General features: G+C 52.0%; 14 protein-coding genes and 2 pseudogenes. 8 read left to right on the top strand and 8 right to left on the bottom strand.

Annotation, left to right across the window (positions count from 1 at the left end):
- Positions 1-100: 100 nt before the first annotated feature.
- Together ACM5QY_RS24460 and ACM5QY_RS24465 are read right to left on the bottom strand one after the other, a co-directional pair.
- Complete coding sequence (locus ACM5QY_RS24460) at positions 101-1,642, bottom strand: ABC transporter substrate-binding protein (RefSeq protein WP_416123423.1); 1,542 nt, start codon at positions 1,640-1,642, stop codon at positions 101-103.
- Positions 1,643-1,714: 72 nt separating this feature from the next.
- Positions 1,715-2,617 carry a homocysteine S-methyltransferase family protein gene (locus ACM5QY_RS24465; protein ID WP_416123244.1) on the bottom strand — a complete coding sequence of 301 codons (903 nt, stop codon included), beginning with the start codon at positions 2,615-2,617 and terminating at the stop codon, positions 1,715-1,717.
- A 329-nt stretch (positions 2,618-2,946) separates the two neighbouring features.
- On the opposite strand from ACM5QY_RS24465, the pseudogene ACM5QY_RS24470 reads away from it, so the two are divergent.
- From ACM5QY_RS24470 to ACM5QY_RS24480, 3 genes and pseudogenes are all read left to right on the top strand, one after another.
- A pseudogene (locus tag ACM5QY_RS24470) lies at positions 2,947-3,504 on the top strand (TonB-dependent receptor plug domain-containing protein); the annotation flags it as partial.
- A gap of 23 nt (positions 3,505-3,527) precedes the next feature.
- Positions 3,528-3,776: pseudogene (locus ACM5QY_RS24475) on the top strand (transposase); the annotation flags it as partial.
- Positions 3,777-4,009: 233 nt separating this feature from the next.
- Positions 4,010-4,750, top strand: coding sequence for an SDR family oxidoreductase (locus tag ACM5QY_RS24480; RefSeq protein ID WP_416123424.1), 741 nt, complete (start codon positions 4,010-4,012; stop codon positions 4,748-4,750).
- Positions 4,751-4,847: 97 nt separating this feature from the next.
- Here the strand turns inward: ACM5QY_RS24480 and ACM5QY_RS24485 are convergent, their stop codons facing one another.
- From ACM5QY_RS24485 to ACM5QY_RS24500, 4 genes are all read right to left on the bottom strand, one after another.
- Positions 4,848-6,086, bottom strand: a complete 1,239-nt coding sequence (locus ACM5QY_RS24485; protein ID WP_416121892.1) for an IS110 family RNA-guided transposase — start codon at positions 6,084-6,086, stop codon at positions 4,848-4,850.
- 387 nt (positions 6,087-6,473) lie between these two features.
- Positions 6,474-7,262 carry an enhanced serine sensitivity protein SseB C-terminal domain-containing protein gene (locus ACM5QY_RS24490; protein WP_416123245.1) on the bottom strand — a complete coding sequence of 263 codons (789 nt, stop codon included), beginning with the start codon at positions 7,260-7,262 and terminating at the stop codon, positions 6,474-6,476.
- 522 nt (positions 7,263-7,784) lie between these two features.
- Complete coding sequence (locus tag ACM5QY_RS24495) at positions 7,785-8,264, bottom strand: POTRA domain-containing protein (protein WP_416123246.1); 480 nt, start codon at positions 8,262-8,264, stop codon at positions 7,785-7,787.
- Between the two features lie 290 nt (positions 8,265-8,554).
- Complete coding sequence (locus tag ACM5QY_RS24500; RefSeq protein WP_416123247.1) at positions 8,555-9,394, bottom strand: MetQ/NlpA family ABC transporter substrate-binding protein; 840 nt, start codon at positions 9,392-9,394, stop codon at positions 8,555-8,557.
- A 374-nt stretch (positions 9,395-9,768) separates the two neighbouring features.
- Here ACM5QY_RS24500 and vgrG point away from each other — a divergent pair, with 374 nt between their 5' ends.
- Positions 9,769-10,398, top strand: coding sequence for a type VI secretion system tip protein VgrG (vgrG, locus tag ACM5QY_RS24505; RefSeq protein ID WP_416123248.1), 630 nt, complete (start codon positions 9,769-9,771; stop codon positions 10,396-10,398).
- Positions 10,399-10,852: 454 nt separating this feature from the next.
- On the opposite strand, the gene lldD is transcribed toward vgrG, so the two are convergent.
- Positions 10,853-12,001 carry an FMN-dependent L-lactate dehydrogenase LldD gene (gene lldD, locus ACM5QY_RS24510; protein ID WP_416123249.1) on the bottom strand — a complete coding sequence of 383 codons (1,149 nt, stop codon included), beginning with the start codon at positions 11,999-12,001 and terminating at the stop codon, positions 10,853-10,855.
- Positions 12,002-12,192: 191 nt separating this feature from the next.
- Between lldD and ACM5QY_RS24515 the strand changes: the two genes are divergently transcribed.
- From ACM5QY_RS24515 to ACM5QY_RS24530, 4 genes are all read left to right on the top strand, one after another.
- Complete coding sequence (locus ACM5QY_RS24515) at positions 12,193-12,897, top strand: SDR family oxidoreductase (protein WP_416123250.1); 705 nt, start codon at positions 12,193-12,195, stop codon at positions 12,895-12,897.
- 136 nt (positions 12,898-13,033) lie between these two features.
- Positions 13,034-14,359 carry a heme anaerobic degradation radical SAM methyltransferase ChuW/HutW gene (gene hutW / locus ACM5QY_RS24520; protein WP_416123251.1) on the top strand — a complete coding sequence of 442 codons (1,326 nt, stop codon included), beginning with the start codon at positions 13,034-13,036 and terminating at the stop codon, positions 14,357-14,359.
- Positions 14,337-14,858 carry a heme utilization cystosolic carrier protein HutX gene (gene hutX, locus ACM5QY_RS24525; RefSeq protein WP_416123252.1) on the top strand — a complete coding sequence of 174 codons (522 nt, stop codon included), beginning with the start codon at positions 14,337-14,339 and terminating at the stop codon, positions 14,856-14,858. Before hutW ends, hutX begins: the two co-directional genes overlap by 23 nt.
- Positions 14,855-15,478, top strand: a complete 624-nt coding sequence (locus ACM5QY_RS24530) for an NAD(P)-binding oxidoreductase (RefSeq protein ID WP_416123253.1) — start codon at positions 14,855-14,857, stop codon at positions 15,476-15,478. Before hutX ends, ACM5QY_RS24530 begins: the two co-directional genes overlap by 4 nt.
- Positions 15,479-15,512: 34 nt before the next feature.
- On the opposite strand, the gene ACM5QY_RS24535 is transcribed toward ACM5QY_RS24530, so the two are convergent.
- Positions 15,513-15,695, bottom strand: a complete 183-nt coding sequence (locus ACM5QY_RS24535; RefSeq protein WP_416123254.1) for a hypothetical protein — start codon at positions 15,693-15,695, stop codon at positions 15,513-15,515.
- Position 15,696: the final 1 nt, after the last annotated feature.

Raw genomic sequence — 15,696 nt, forward strand, 5'->3', positions numbered from 1 at the left:
AAAGCGAGCCGTCCGGTGAAACACGGTTCAGCGAAAAACGGCCCGCAGGCCGTTGTGTTGTTTTTACAGAAGGAAGTTCTGACATTATTCTCTTACCGGCTCAGCTTTCGATCCAGATTTTCTCTGCCGCACGGTTACCGCTCAGCGGCATACCCGGCACGGAGGTGAACCCTTTAATTTTGGAAGAGCAGCCGTCGAGCGCGTCGGCGTACAGCGGAATGACTTCGCTGCCCTGATCAACCAGCATCACCTGAATATCGTGATAAATCTGCTTACGGCGCGCTTCATCCGGCTCGCCCCGCGCGGCTTTTACCATCGCGTCGAAGGCCGGAACGTGCCACGCCGATTCATTCCACGAAGACTGGCTGGTAAACACCAGAGAGAGCAGCGCATCGGCAGTCGGACGGTTCGCCCAGTTAGACGATACAAACGCTTTTTTCTGCCAGATATCATTCCAGAAGGCGTCGTCCGGCACGCGAACCACGTTGAGGTTGATCCCGGCTTTCGCCGCGGATTGCTGATAAAGCTGACCGGCATCGACCGCGCCAGGGAAACCGGCGTCCGCGACATTAAGCGTCAGCGGGCCGCTGAACCCGGATTTTTTCCAGTGGAACTGCGCTTTTTCCGGGTCATACGGACGCTGCGGAATGTCTTTAGCAAAGTAACGGTTCGACGGGAAGATCGGATTATCGTTGGCGACGGTGCCGTATCCGCCCAGCACGGTGTCGATAATTTGCTGACGGTCGATGGCATATTTCAGCGCCAGACGGCCATCAACGTTATCGAACGGTGCCAGATTCGACAGCCCCGGGAAGGTGTAAATCATGCTGTCTTTCGCACGCACCAGTTTCAGGTTCGGCATACGTTCGATACGGCTGACAATGCGCGGATTCACGCGGTTAATCAGGTGCGCGGATCCACTGACCAGCGCCGCCACGCGCGCTGTAGAGTCGTTCATCGCCAGCGTTTCGACGGAATCCACGTGCCCGCGTTCGCTGTTCCAGTAGTTCGGATTGCGTTTGGTCAGCGTGGTCACGCCAGGCTGGAATTTCTCCAGAATGAACGCGCCTGTGCCGATGCCTTTGTCGAAGTTTTCGTTTTCGGCGGTGATCGCAAAATGCACCGCGCTCAGCAGCCAGACGAATTCCACGTCCGGTGCCGTCAGTTTGACGGTCACTTCGTGTTCGCCGGTCGCTTCAAGTGAACTGACGGTGTCCAGATATCCTTTGACCGGCGACGTGGATTTTTCGCCACGGTGGTGATTCAGGGAATACACCACGTCTTTCGCGCCCAGCGAGCGGCCATCGTGGAACTGCACCCCCTGACGGATTTTCAGCACCCAGGTTTTGCTGCCATCGGCAGATGACCAGGATTCCGCCAGCGATGGCGCAAGCCCGGCGCTTTCGTCGATTTCCACCAGGTTATTGAAGACCTGAGAGCCGACGAAATACATGTAGGTTTCAAACCAGAATGCCGGATCCAGACGGTCGGTGCTGGAGGCGTTATCGACGCCCACCACTAAATGTCCGCCTTTTTTCGGCTTTTCCGCTTCAGCGGCAAATGCGTTACCCAGCCACAAAGAATGCGTGGCAGCAGCGATGGAAAGTGCCCCCGCACTTTTAATAAACGAACGACGATCAATCATGTTTTTCCCCTGTCACTGAGGCGATGACGCCCCTAAATTCAGTCCGTCCAGCGGCTGATGTTTTTGATTTTATTGGCTGAATGCTTTTTTCAATGCCGCGATGTGTTCCGGCCCGATACCGCAGCAGCCGCCAACCATCGTTGCGCCCTGCGCCACCCAGTCTTCGGCGAATTGCCGATATCCGGCAGGATCGGTGTCCTGACGCATTTTGCTTAACCCCTCATTAGCACCGCGTTTGTTATCCGCAGGCTCAAAAGCGTTGGCATAAACGCCGATATCGAGAGAAGTGTTTGCGGCGCGGGCTGCATTAACGGCAGCCGCCATCACTTCCGGGCGGCTACAGTTGAACAAAATCGCACTGGCGGATAAGCGTTGCACAGCGTCAACCGCCTGTTCAATGGATTCGCCGGAGCGCAGTAGCGCCTGACCATGATCGTTAAGCTGATCTTGTAATGTAAAAGAGAACCACAGCGGACGCGGGTCATCGCCCAGGACATCCGTCAGGACTTCACGCACTGCTTCCACCTCGGCAACGGAACTTTGCGTTTCAGCCAGCCAGTAATCCACGGTGTCTTTGAGATTTTCCACCAGCACTGTCAGCAGCTTTTTCGCCGCAACCGGTTCGAATAAATCCGGGCGATATGAGCCCAAAACCGGCGGCAGAGAGCCTGCCACTTTCACCGGCCTTTTTGCCGCATCCGCCGCTTCCCGCGCCAGTTTTCCGGAAAGCGCAATCAGCGCTGCGCCCTGCTCCGCAAATAGGGTTTCACCCACATGGAAAGGCACGACGGCGTAGCTGTTGGTGGTGATCACGTCGGAACCGGCCGTGATGAAAGCATCGTGCGCCCTGCGGACAAATTCCGGTGCCTGGATCAGCGCCAGCGCCGACCATTCGGGCTGACGAAACGGTGCGCCCATCCGGGCCAGTTCACGGCCCATTCCGCCATCGAGGATTTTAATGTTACTGATCATTGTGTCGCCGCCTCGCTTTTTTCTTATCTGAATCAAACAGTAATTCAGCAGGTGAATGACACTCTACAAAACGAACGTTTAGATGTCTAGATTTCTTAATGGCTAAAAAAGAGAAAAGCAAACTCGCTATGACAGAATGGTAATAATTATTTACACAGTTAAACTCAATACGTATTATTCTCATTCGCTTTATTAACCAAGCCTACTCTTCATCATTCCGGCCTTCTTTACGGGGGACCCCGGAGGGCCTTGCTGAGTGTTTTATCGCGTCATGAATAACAAAAAGCCGTGGCTAAAAAATATAAAATAATCTTTCGGAGATTAATAAAATGTTATCCGTTTCAGGGAAAAAGTCAGTTAAATCAGACATCAGGAATCATAATTTAGGACAGAAACTTTCACTTTCTGTTATTGCCGTTTTTATTTCATCTTCTTTGCATTCTGCTTATGCCGCCGAAAACACGGCGAATAAGCCCGATGATACCGTCGTGGTTACCGGCCAAAATAACGCCGCGAATACTGACACTGCCGCCACCGATTACAGCGTGCCGGTCACCACTGCGGGCACCAAAATGGCGCTTACCACGCGCGACATTCCGCAGTCTGTCAGTATCATCAGCAAGCAGCGTATGCAGGATCAGCAGTTGCAATCACTCGGTGATGTGCTGAAAAACACCACCGGGATTCAGGAAAGCGTCTCGGATCTTGACCGTCGTACCTATTACGCCCGTGGCTTTTTAATCGATAACTACATGGTCGATGGCATTCCAACCACCTTCGACCCGCGATGGGATCTGGGTGATTCCCAGTCCGACACCGCGCTTTTCGAACGCATCGAAGTCGTCCGCGGCGCAACCGGCCTGATGACCGGCCCCGCTGACCCTACGACTATTCGCTGAGACTCAGGCCCAGCAGAGACTCAGGAAAAATGCGAGGTAAACGAACCACGTTTGGTGGTAGGGCCGGTGTCCGGGCAACGCTTTACATGGCGGCTCTTGTGGCCACCCAGTTTAATCCCGCCATTAAAATATTCTATCAACGTCTGCTTGCGGCTGGAAAACCTAAAAAACTGGCACTCGTAGCCTGCATGCGCAAACTCGTCACTATTATAAATACTATGATCCGTAAGGGGGAAAAATGGGATGCCTGGTTCCAATAAAAAATAACCTATTGAATTTCATTATTTTACATAAGGTACAATATCAGTATGACTGTAAGTGTGCCTGACGAGTCACTATTGAATAATGAAGGAGTGAAGTTAATAAAGTCTCATATGTGCCAGATTCGGACGTTAAAGCAGTAAGATCATAGTTTCCTGTTGAAACAGATGACGGCTGATGTTTATTTTACGTAAGGTATTGGATGATTTTAAAGCCAAATGAGGGGATAAAGGTGAGCAGATTTGAGGGAAAACGCATACTGATTACTGGCGGTACCAGCGGTATGGGGTTGGCCGGTGCTCAACGGATTGTCAGAGAAGGCGGTCATGTAGCCATTACAGGGCTCAATGAAGAAAGGCTGGAACGCGCCCGCAGCCTATTGCCTGAAACATCGCTTATTCTGAAAAGCGATGCTGCAAGCGAAGCAGACATAACTGCACTGCAGACAGCAATAAGCGGCTGGGGCTCGCTTGATGGGTTATGGCTTAATGCTGGCTTCGCAGAGGTAGGCTCTCTGGAGTCTGTAACGGCAGATGCGTTTAACCACATGATGAATGCTAATGTCCGTGGCCCGATGCTGCAGCTGGCAGTACTGTCCGATTTACTAAACCAATACGCATCTGTTCTTGTCACCTCGTCTTCTTCTGTTTATGAAGGTGCGGCAATGACCAGCCTTTATGCAGCAACGAAAGGCGCCGTTGTCGCTATGGTTAAAAGCTGGGCGTCTGCCTTGGCTGAACGCGGCATTCGCGCCAATACACTGGTACCGGGTCCGATTGAAACGAACTTCAGACATTTTATGCCTGAAGAGTCTCGTCAGCAGTTCGAGGATTTTGTGGTAAGCCAGGTTCCTTTGGGCCGAGTCGGAACAGCTGAAGAAGCCGCTGCAGTTGCACTTTTCCTCCTTTCCGATGATGCATCCTACGTGACCGGCAGTCAGTATGCTGTTGATGGCGGACTGGTTCATAACTGATTATTAATCAGTATCCAGAAAAGTTATCAGTCTTAGATAATCCGCAGTTTTCTTAATTAAATGTCCGCTTCACGCCCTGAGACATTCGACAAGCTTTTTATGGCTTCAGTAAGGGCGAGTGTCGCGCTTCGAGAGCCAGCAAATATTTTGCTTCGTCGTACTGGGTTCTGGTCTTCCAGCAGCGGTAAATGATCCTTATCCATTTGAAGGCAAGAGCCCGGATTGCAGACTGGTGAGATTTTCCTTTTTCTCGCAGTCCCTGATAATAAAGTCTGGCCCAGTATGATGAGTTAATCGTCTTCGCAGCCCATTCGACAAAGGTCTGCCTGACGAACTTGGCACATTGCCATCGCCAGTGAACCCATGATTTCTGGCCACTTCGTTCGGTCACCGGTGAAATACCTGCATAGTTTTGAATTTCTTCAGCGCTGTTAAACCGGTCACGGTTATCACCAAGTGCAGCAAGCATCCGTGGGCCCATACACGGCCCCATGCCCGGAAGTGATTTGAACAGCCCCGCATCTGGCAATGTGTCAAACAGCGTTTCGATTCGTTCGTCATAGGTTTTGATGATTTCACTCACGACTTTAATTTGTGTCGCCAGTGCTGTTGCCATCAAAGCATTAGCCTCTATAACACTCGGGTCTGTCGTCAATGGGATCGCATTATCAATACTCGCAACACGTTGCTCGGTAAGGGCCATTGCGCGGCCACCTCTGGCATTCAGAAAATTTCGGGTCGTGTCGCGCCTGGCTCGTTTCAGTTGTTGCAGACTGGGCCACCGGATAATCAACTCACACAAAAGTAAGCTACCCCGATGTGAGAACCACTCCAGTGGCTGAGGATAATACTGTTTAAGCGTGTTGATGAGGCGATTCACAAAGCGGCGTTTGTCTTCAACCAACTGACGACGTTGCTCAACCAGTTGCTGAAGTAAGCGAATATCCGCATTGTCGGGTTCAATAGCTTTTATCTTTTGGGGATAACGCAGCATTAACTCTAATGCCAGCTCTGCATCCTGCGGGTCATCTTTAGCGCCGCTGGGCGAGAAGGCTTGACGGTAACGAGCCAGGGACAAAGCGTGGACGGGGAAAACGGTGATAAAGGGATATTTTTGAAGAGCATATACCACGGGGCCCTTCTTCAGCTCGAGAGCTATGGCGATTCTGCCTTTTACTTTCTGGTGTAACTCAGTAAGCCAGGCATCAAGCGCTTCTGCTGTATGTTCAATCACATCGAATACGCGTTCACCGTTTTTAAACTGAACACAGACATCGTGTTTTTTATCCGCCCAGTCCAGACCAACGTGCGCAGCAAATTGATTAGTCACAGTCATCACCAACTCCTTTTTATCGGGGATTGGTATGCATTCCACGCTCTTCGAAAGAAATATAGCCAGCAGTTTATCTGCATGCCCTGAGTATTCGTTAGCGAACGTGGAGCACCTACTGGCTCGAAAGAAAAGCGGCGATCATCACGTGATTCTCGCTCAATACTCGTAACCAGCAAGCGCATACCCTGAATCACTTAATAGTGTAATTCTCAGGGTGCGAATGACTATATCTCGCTCAACGCGCACCATTCACGCGTGCATGTCTGCTTCGTGCCAGAAGCGGAAGTTGCTAAATCAGTCTATGTTAATAAACGGGGAACTAGTCAGAACGGCGAAATGATAACCCAAATCACCATTGCGACAGGAAGGACCATTCTGGCGCGCCTGGCGTTAACGCTCAAACATGGCCAGCAGCCTTTGCTTAATACTGCGGACATAAAACGGTTTAAACTGCGTGGTGATATGCGATTCCAGCCCGCCACTGTTCTGACCCAGGCGGAGCAAATCCACCGGTTGCCCGTCCGGCGACGCATCCCCTGCCACTAGGCCTGCACCTCGCATCACCTTTTCCACTTCCCCGGTCAGGTCCACGGCCACCAGGTAGTGAGGCCTTTCATCGACCGCGGGGTCGTGCATCAGCGCCAAGTAAGCGCGCCTGACACCCGGGTATTTTGCAAAAAAGGCAGAGAGCTCTATCAGCATCCTGTCCGGCATCACCGCCGGCTCACCGAGGAATACCTTTGTTTTTTCCTCCACCACCCGGGACTGTGGCAATCGGCTGGTGCCTTCCGCCAGCAGCGATTCGATTTCCTCCGGCACAAACTCCTTGCCGTAGTCGGACCGGGGATTCAGGAGCACCCCTTGCCCTTGCGTCATTTCGAAAAAATCTCCCGCCGGCAGTTTAAGGTATTTGCTTTCGACCTCGATGGCACGCTGCAGGGCAACAAGAGAGCTGAACACCGGGATAACTGTTGTGCCGTCCGGCTTTTCCCAGTGATGTATTGATATATGATCTCCCGCTTTCAGATCGACATGGTCATCAACGGCTTCCCCACCGGAAGTTCCGAGGACATACAGCGATGAGGCCATCAGTGTCCGGTAAAACTCCGGCCGTTCTGCCGGATGGTCGGCCGCCCGTTGCAGGGCGGTTTCTAGTCTTGTTTCCTGTTCATCAGACATTCAGCTGTTACCTTCCGGAAGTGACGCGTAAACGGCAAAAATCTTCTGCAGGTGGACTGTGTTAACAAAAACGTATTTCTGATGCATTTCTACTTCCCGGGCAGATAACCACTTGTAAGATTGAACAATAGACCAAAATAACTGAGATCTAAATAGTGTATCGCTACGACTTAGCTAGTCATTTAGCCGCGATCAACTTCAGCTTCTCGCTCATAGCTGACTGTCAAAGTTTGAACTCACCAATAATCTTGGTCTCATAGCCACGCACAAGACAGTTGCTTGTTAACGCACATTGGATAGCTAAAGGATCGTTATCGCATATAGTTTTAGCCTCATTCATTGAACCATCAAGATTCAACACAGCCCTAAAATTCCCTCTTTTATCAAAAGCTTCAATATGATCCTTATGTTGTCCATCTAAGTATAACTGATCGCCTTTTTTGATATAATCACCGATATTGTCCGTCGACTGATAAACACTTTGACCCTGATATTGCTGGCCCGTTTTCTGAGCACGGCTTTTTATGTCACTTCCAAAACCCGGCTGGTTGTGCCGGAGGACAAATCCTGTTCGGTCAGAAACGCACGACTGGTGATAAAACCCTGCCCGATGTACCAGTCTGAAACCTGCTTCACGAGCGCATTAATCTGACCGTTACCGAGACATTTTTGCAGATAAGGTTGAATCAGTTTTTGCTGCTCGCCGGTCGGCAGATAGTCTGCGCCAAGAAGCGTGATGGAATGCATATCAAAACAGGGGCCGCCGGGCTGTGGTGATATCTGCGGCGCGGACGTGAGTGGCGTGCTGCGCTCCAGCTCCTGACGCTGTTGCTGGTTCTGCTGAAGAATCTGCCGCTGTTGTTGTTCGATACTGTCGCGGTCGGCGGGACTGAGCGAGGCGGCGTATGTCGCAACGGAAACCAATAAGGGCAGCGCCGCTAAAAGGGCGACATTCCGGCATCTGAAGCGCTGAAAATGTGTAACGAGTCTTATGATTTCCATATCCGTGCGTTTGTCCTGATCAGCCCAGTTTCCTTGCCCGCCTCAAAAACCCGGCGTCAGAAAAGACTGTGGCTTTGAATTATGATTGAACATTCAACTCGTACCGGCACAGGGGGTGTTCTCCTTTAGCGGTTTTTGGCATACAAGTGTTTCAAAATGTATATTCAGGAATAACGGTGAAATATTAATAAATATGGTGAGTAAGGATATCAGAAGGGATTAACAAAAAGGCTAAACCAGAAATCAGCCTCAGGATTTGCGCTGAGGCTGTCTTTCTGTTGATGGACTGATTAACTCTTCGCAGCCGCCACCGGTAACACCGATCCCTTAAACTTCTCTTTGATGAACTCCGCAACTTGCGGCGATTCCAGATCCTTCGCCAGTTGCTTAATCCGCGGGTCGTTTTTGAGTTTTTCGGTCGTCACCAGAATATTCGCGTAAGGATTCCCCTGCGCTTTCTCAAGCCCCAGTGCGTCTTTCGCCGGGCTCAGCCCAGCTTCCAGCGCGAAGTTACCGTTAATTACCGCCAGATCGACATCCGGTAAAGAACGCGGAATTTGCGGAGATTCCACTTCCAGAATCTTCAGGTTTTTCGGGTTGGTGGCGATATCACGCGGCGTGGCCTGATTTTTCGCCGGGTCGGTGAAGCCTGCTTTGAGCGTAATCAGCCCCTGACTTTGCAGTAAATACAGCGCGCGGCTGAGATTGGTTTCATTATTTGGCACAGCAACGGTGCCGTTTTGCGGCACTTCCGCGTAGCTTTTGTGGCGGCTGGAATACACGCCCAGCGGCTCGATATGCACCGTCGCGGCAACTTCGAATTTTTCATGCAGCGCTTTTTCCTGTGACAGTAAATACGGCACATGCTGGAAATAGTTGGCGTCTACGTCACCGTGCGCCAGTAATTCATTCGGATTCACCCCGCTCGGAATTTCGATCACTTTGAGATTCAGGCTCGGGTCGATTTTCTGCACATACGCCAGAATCTCCGCGTGAGGCACCGGATCGGCCTGCACGCGTAACGGCTCTGCCGCCCAGGCGGACAAAGAGGAAAGCAATGCTGCAACAGCCGTCAGACGACCGGCAATAGAAAGCGATTTAGAAACCGGCAAAGCAATATTTTTCAGCATAGACATTCCCTAAAATTAACTTTTTTAATTGGAGTGATGGCGCCCCGCGGATTAACCCGGACAAATCTATGCTGACATATTTACAGGCCGTGGCTTATACGCATTTCTCCCATGGATATCTGGAAAATTGAGATGTGAGTTAATTAATAAATAGGAAAAAAAGTCCACTAAGCGCTTTCGTTAATTGCCATGAGAATTATTTAACTATTTTCACTTTTGTGACCGGGTTAACAGAGCGCATTCATTTTTCAGTATAATTTCCTGCCCCTTGAAATGTATCCAATTGATTATTAACGTATTTATTTGAATGATGTTTCATTGAAATAACGACATTCTGATAAAAAATTCCACCGGCACGTTAAGGGACTTACAGTATGGCGATTAATGGAACCCGTTTTACCTTCGCCTCAGGTGAACTGCCAGAAGACACCTTTGTCGTGGTTGATTTTGATCTCACTCAGTCGCTATCAACCCTGTTTTGTCTGAAAGTCACATTAGCGAGCAGTGAACCTGCTATTGGATTCGAAAACCTGCTCGATGAAACGGCAACATTGACCATCTGGCAAGGCGAAGAAGTACAACGACGTGTTCGTGGCATAGTGACACTTTGCGAACAAGGGGATACCGGTAAACATCAGACGCTCTATCATCTCAACGTGTTTCCTGAGTTTTGGCGCAGTGGTCAACGACAAAACTGTCGTAGCTTCCAGAATCAGGATATCGCGTCCATTTTCGATACCCTCCTCAGGGAAATGGGTATTACGACTTACGAAATGCGCTGCCGTTCCCCGCATCCGATTAGGGAATTCTGTGTTCAGTTTATGGAAACTGATTTTGCGTTTATTTCACGGCTTGCGGCCGAAGAAGGAATTTGCTTCTTCGAAGATGAATATATTGACAGCAATACGCAGAATTTAGTCTTTGCAGACCACTGTTTGTCCATGAGCTCAATCGGCGCGACCCCCTATAACCCCAATAGAATTTTCGCCAATATTTATGGGTGAAGATTCCGCAGCAAGATAAACCTGTTTTGATGCGCTTCAAAGGCCCGAGAATTATATGGCTACTGTTAGCCGTATTTACGCCAAGACGATGCAGTGTTTTTATCAGTCCGATGAGCAAAATCATCACAAATTATGATGGAACTCGTCAGGAGGAAAGTGACTACTAAGTCTTGAAAGTGGCTCATCAACTTGGTTTTCTGGTAAAGATATTGATGATAGTGTCAGAGCTATTTTTCCTAACTCTGCAAGTTGCAAGATTGATTTAATTCGTTGAAATAATAATAAACAAACCTATTCTTCATAAAATTAAAAAATCTGACAGGATGATTTTTATTTCGAATAAATAATCAGGAACGAATGAAATAACGGGGATTAACAATATTCACATATGCTTAGCACTAAATAAAAAACAGCGACACCTCACCGAAATTATCGCTGTCTTTCCAGCATCAAATCACCGCACACTTCGCCCATAGACCAGCGATTCGGCGCTGATTTCTGAAATGGATTTTGCACCGGTCAGCGTCATGGCGACGCGCATTTCTTTTTCGATCAGAGTCAGCAGATTGATGACACCCGCCTCGCCTGCCGCGGCCAGTGCGTAGACGAAGGCGCGGCCGAGCAACACGCTGTCGGCGCCGAGCGCGATCATGCGGACCACGTCCAGGCCGGTGCGGATGCCGGAATCGGCAAGAATGGTGATGTCGCCTTTCACGGCATCGGCAATCGCGGGCAGCGCGTGCGCGGTGGAAAGTACGCCGTCGAGCTGGCGGCCGCCGTGGTTCGATACCACGATGCCGTCTGCGCCAAACCGCACGGCGTCTTTGGCGTCTTCCCGGTCCAGAATGCCTTTGATGATCATCGGGCCTTTCCAGAATTCACGGATCCACTCCAGATCTTTCCACGAGATCGACGGGTCAAAGTTGGTACCCAGCCAGCCGATGTAATCTTCCAGCCCGGTCGGTTTACCGAGATAGGCAGATACGTTGCCGAGGTCATGCGGTTTGCCGTTGATGCCGACGTCCCACGCCCATTGCGGATGCAAAACGGCCTGCAACATGCGGCGCGCAGCAGCATTGGGGCCGCTCATGCCGGAATGGGCGTCCCGATAACGTGCGCCGGGCACCGGCATATCGACGGTAAAGACCAGCGTTTTCACGCCTGCCGCCTGCGCGCGTTCCAGCGCGTTACGCATGAATCCGCGATCTTTTAAGACGTAAAGCTGAAACCACATCGGGCGGTCGATGGCCGGTGCGACTTCTTCTATCGGGCAAACAGAAACAGTGGAAAGCGTGAACGGGATACCTTTTTTGGCTGCCGCGCGCGCCGCCTGAACTTCGCCGCGACGGGCATACATACCGGTCAGGCCGACGGGTGCCAGCACCACCGGCATCGCCAGTTTTTCGCCAAACAGTTGTGTCTCTAGGCTGAGATCGGACATGTTTTTGAGAATGCGCTGACGCAGTGCGATATCGGCCAGGTCAGAAGTGTTACGGCGCAGGGTGTGTTCGTTGTACGCGCCGCCGTCGATGTAGTGAAACAGGAATGGCGGCAGTTTACTTTTTGCCGCCGCGCGGTAGTCCGTTGATGCAGAAATGATCATCTGGTTATTCTCGTTATCGTTGTCTTGCGCTCTCTGGCGCTGTAGGGGTGAAAAAATTGTAGTTCAAAACAGACTGGTCAATAGAAAACAATGACGGTCTTTCTCGTTTTCGATAAAAGCTAAGCCAATTAAGTGCCTCGATCACACATCTGCAGGATGCTAGTCTGAATAAAAACCATAAGGAAAACATCATGAGTTCACTCCCTGTCGCCATTGTCACCGGCGGAACCAGCGGTATCGGGCTGGCCATTGTTCACAATCTGGCACGCGACCATCTGGTTTATGCGCTTGGCCGCAATAAAGACAGTCTGATTGCACTGCGGCTGATTGAAAATGTGGAAGCAGTTGAAATCGATTTGCTGGATTTCAGCGCCGTTGAGCAGTTTGTTCGTGAGTTGCCGGTGATTGATGTGCTGGTGCATTCTGCGGCGGTTTCCAAACCGCTGCGCCTTGAGCAGGCAACGCCCGAGGACTGGCAAAAACAGTTTTCTATTAACGTGTTTGCACCGGCCGAATTCACCCGTCAGGCATTACCGGCGCTGAGAAAACAGGAAGGTCAGATCGTATTTATCGGCTCGGGGTCGGGCACTAAAGCGGAAGGCGGAAATACGGTGTATTGCGCCTCAAAGTTCGCACTGAGCGCCCTCGCCCATGCGTTACGCCAGGAAGAAACAGAGCAAGGTGTGCGCGTTTCCACGGTTGCGCCGGGGCCAACGGACACGCCGATGAACCGCAAAACGCGTGAAAGTCAGGGCAATTTTGATGCGATAGATCCGCGTGAATACAGTACGCCAGAATCTGTGGCCACCGCTGTGCGTCTGGTGGTCAGCGCCAGCGACGATACGCAGATTACGGATATCGCGGTAAGACCGCGCCGGGATAAAGCCAGGCGGTAATCTGATTTTCTTGGCAAAACCCTCACAAATCTTAACTTGATACAGATCATCGAATGCGCGGGTAGTGTTTGATCGAATGATAATCATTATCGTTTAATGAGCGATAATGATTGTTTCTTCAGGAGAAGAAGACCCCATGAGCTTAGACCTCACGCGCTTTTATGCTGCCGACCAGGGCCTGCCGTTTCCGGACCGCTGGGCAGTGATGCCCTGGCGGCCTCAGCAACCCGTCCCTCCGCAAGAGATTCCTGCACAATGGCAGGCGCTTTGCCAGAAAACGCTGCCTGCGAACAAACGTCTGGTCTATTTGCATATTCCTTTTTGCGCGACGCACTGCAAATTTTGCGGGTTCTACCAGAACAAGCTGGAAGCGGAAGCCACCGAACAATATTGCGATTACCTGATCCGCGAAATCGAACAGGAAGCCAGCTCGACGCTGCACCAGTCCGCACCGATCCACGCTGTGTATTTCGGTGGCGGCACGCCAACGGCGCTCAGCGCACGCCAGCTACACCGGATTATTGTGACGCTGCGCCGCAGTTTGCCGCTGGCACCAGATTGCGAAATCACGGTAGAAGGCCGCATTCTGAATTTCGATGACGAGCGAATTGATGCCTGTCTGGACGCCGGTGCTAACCGGTTTTCCGTCGGTATTCAGACGTTCGACACGCGTATCCGTCAGCGCATGGGCCGCCGCGCCGATCGCGATGAAGCCATTAATTTCCTGCGTAAACTGGGCGAACGCGACCGAGCCGCCGTCGTTTGTGACCTGATGTTTGGTTTGCCGGAACAGACCCGCGCGTCGTGGCAGGAAGATTTACAGATTGTCCGGGATTTGCCGCTCGACGGCGTCGATCTGTACGCGCTGAATTTGCTGCCGTCCACGCCGCTGGGCAAAGCCGTCGAGAACAATCGCGTGACCCTGCCCGATGTCAGCATGCGCCGCGATTTCTATCTGGAAGGCGAAGCGTTCCTGGCGCGCGACGGCTGGCATCAAATCAGCAACAGCCACTGGGCGCGCACTACCCGCGAACGTAACCTCTATAATCTGCTGATCAAAAAGGGCGCGGACTGTCTGGCGTTCGGCAGCGGCGCAGGCGGCAATCTTGGTGGCCAGTCTTACATGACGATGCGCAGCCTGGACGCTTATTATCAGCAGCTCGATGCCGGGCAAAAACCGATCATGATGATGACCGCCGCCACTGCCGGTGAACACCGCTGGCGGCTGGATTTACAAGGCGGCATCGAAGCCGGACGCTATGATCTGAGCCGCATCGTCGAGGACCCGCTCCCGATTGAACCGTTGCTGCAACAGTGGCAAGCGTGCGGCCTGATGCACAGCAACGGCCCGCGTTTTAACCTCACTCCCGCCGGACGTTTCTGGGCCAGCAATATGCTGCAGGCCCTGCAAATTCTGGTTCCTCAACTGACCTTACGGAATGACAACCATGCACACGGATAACCTGCAAAAACTGACCGACTTTCTCTCCACCCGGCCTGACGGCACCGTCGAGGATATCGCCCGCGAATATGACGTAACGCCGCTGACGGTGATCCGGCATTTACCCGAAAGCCACCTGTTTTCCGGCAGTCAGTTCGACGCGGTATGGACCAACATCACGGAATGGGGCGAGGTCACAACACTGGTGAATAATGAGGATCTGATCCTCGAATTCCACGGCACGTTGCCCACCGGCACGCATCGTCATGGCTATTTCAACCTGCGTGGAAAACAGGGAATGAGCGGGCATATCCGCGCGACGAACTGCCAGCATATCGCGCTGGTCGAACGGCCATTTATGGGAATGAGCACAGCAAGTGTCTGGTTTTTAAACGCATCCGGTTATGCGATGCTCAAGGTTTTCGTCGGGCGTGACAGCCATCGCCAGCTTCTGACTGAGCAGTTGCACGCATTTCGCGCCCTTCCCACCCTTCTGGCTGAGAGAGAGAACTATCCTTGAATACTTTGCTGATTTTTGGCGCTGGCAGCGGCGTCGGCGCTGAACTTGTCGCCCTTAGCGCGCAGGAGCGCCCGGTTGTGGCACTTATCCGTAATCCTGAGCAGGCGGAAGATCTCCGTGCGGCAGGCGTCACCGTGATTTCGGGCGACGCGCTGAATCCGGAAGATGTGTTGCAGGCCTGCCAGATGGCCGGCGCGGACGCACAAATTGTGTCGACGCTGGGCGGAAAATTCTCCGACTACACGGCTAACCGTCTGATTGTTGATACCGCTGAAAAAACCGGCATACGCCAGATGTTGCTGGTGACGTCCATCGGCTGCGGCAACAGCTGGCCGACCTTATCCGACCGCGCAAAACAGGCGTTCGGACAGGCGGTACGTGAGAAATCCCTGGCCGAAAGCTGGCTGCAAACCAGCACGCTGGCGTGGTGTATTCTGCGACCGGGCGGTCTGGTAAACGGTGAAGCCACCGGTAAGGCGCATCTTATCCAAACCGAAGCACACGGCCGAGTCCGCCGCGCCGACGTTGCCCTGCACATCCGCCAGTTGCTGACCTCCGGCGCAGGCTGGGGCGAAGTGTACGCGTTGTGCGATGCCTCGCTGGAAGGCGAAAGGTTTTAACAAAATGCCCCGAAAAAGGGGCATCTGTTATTTATTACGCCAGTATTTGCAGGACGTAAGGCCGGTCTCGCAGCGCGATATCAGGATATTGTCTGAGTAACGCCAGCAACTCATTTTTCTGCTCGCGGGAAGGCTCGTGATACGCGTGAGTCAAATCCCGCGACCAGTCGCTCAGCGCCTGACGCAGTAACGCCGCATCCGCGCTATTCGCATTCATC

This window comes from Rahnella sp. PCH160 (genome assembly GCF_047784855.1).
In the GTDB taxonomy this organism is placed as follows: Bacteria; Pseudomonadota; Gammaproteobacteria; order Enterobacterales; family Enterobacteriaceae; genus Rahnella.

Bases quoted from the DNA above. Each gene is read 5' to 3' on its own strand.
- ACM5QY_RS24465 (WP_416123244.1), bottom strand. From the start codon at position 2,617: ATGATCAGTAACATTAAAATCCTCGATGGCGGAATGGGCCGTGAACTG.
- ACM5QY_RS24485 (WP_416121892.1), bottom strand. From the start codon at position 6,086: ATGACTGTGACTAATCAATTTGCTGCGCACGTTGGTCTGGACTGGGCG.
- ACM5QY_RS24490 (WP_416123245.1), bottom strand. From the start codon at position 7,262: ATGTCTGATGAACAGGAAACAAGACTAGAAACCGCCCTGCAACGGGCG.
- ACM5QY_RS24495 (WP_416123246.1), bottom strand. From the start codon at position 8,264: ATGGAAATCATAAGACTCGTTACACATTTTCAGCGCTTCAGATGCCGG.
- ACM5QY_RS24500 (WP_416123247.1), bottom strand. From the start codon at position 9,394: ATGCTGAAAAATATTGCTTTGCCGGTTTCTAAATCGCTTTCTATTGCC.
- vgrG (WP_416123248.1), top strand. From the start codon at position 9,769: ATGGCGATTAATGGAACCCGTTTTACCTTCGCCTCAGGTGAACTGCCA.
- lldD (WP_416123249.1), bottom strand. From the start codon at position 12,001: ATGATCATTTCTGCATCAACGGACTACCGCGCGGCGGCAAAAAGTAAA.
- ACM5QY_RS24515 (WP_416123250.1), top strand. From the start codon at position 12,193: ATGAGTTCACTCCCTGTCGCCATTGTCACCGGCGGAACCAGCGGTATC.
- hutW (WP_416123251.1), top strand. From the start codon at position 13,034: ATGAGCTTAGACCTCACGCGCTTTTATGCTGCCGACCAGGGCCTGCCG.
- hutX (WP_416123252.1), top strand. From the start codon at position 14,337: ATGACAACCATGCACACGGATAACCTGCAAAAACTGACCGACTTTCTC.
- ACM5QY_RS24535 (WP_416123254.1), bottom strand. From the start codon at position 15,695: ATGAATGCGAATAGCGCGGATGCGGCGTTACTGCGTCAGGCGCTGAGC.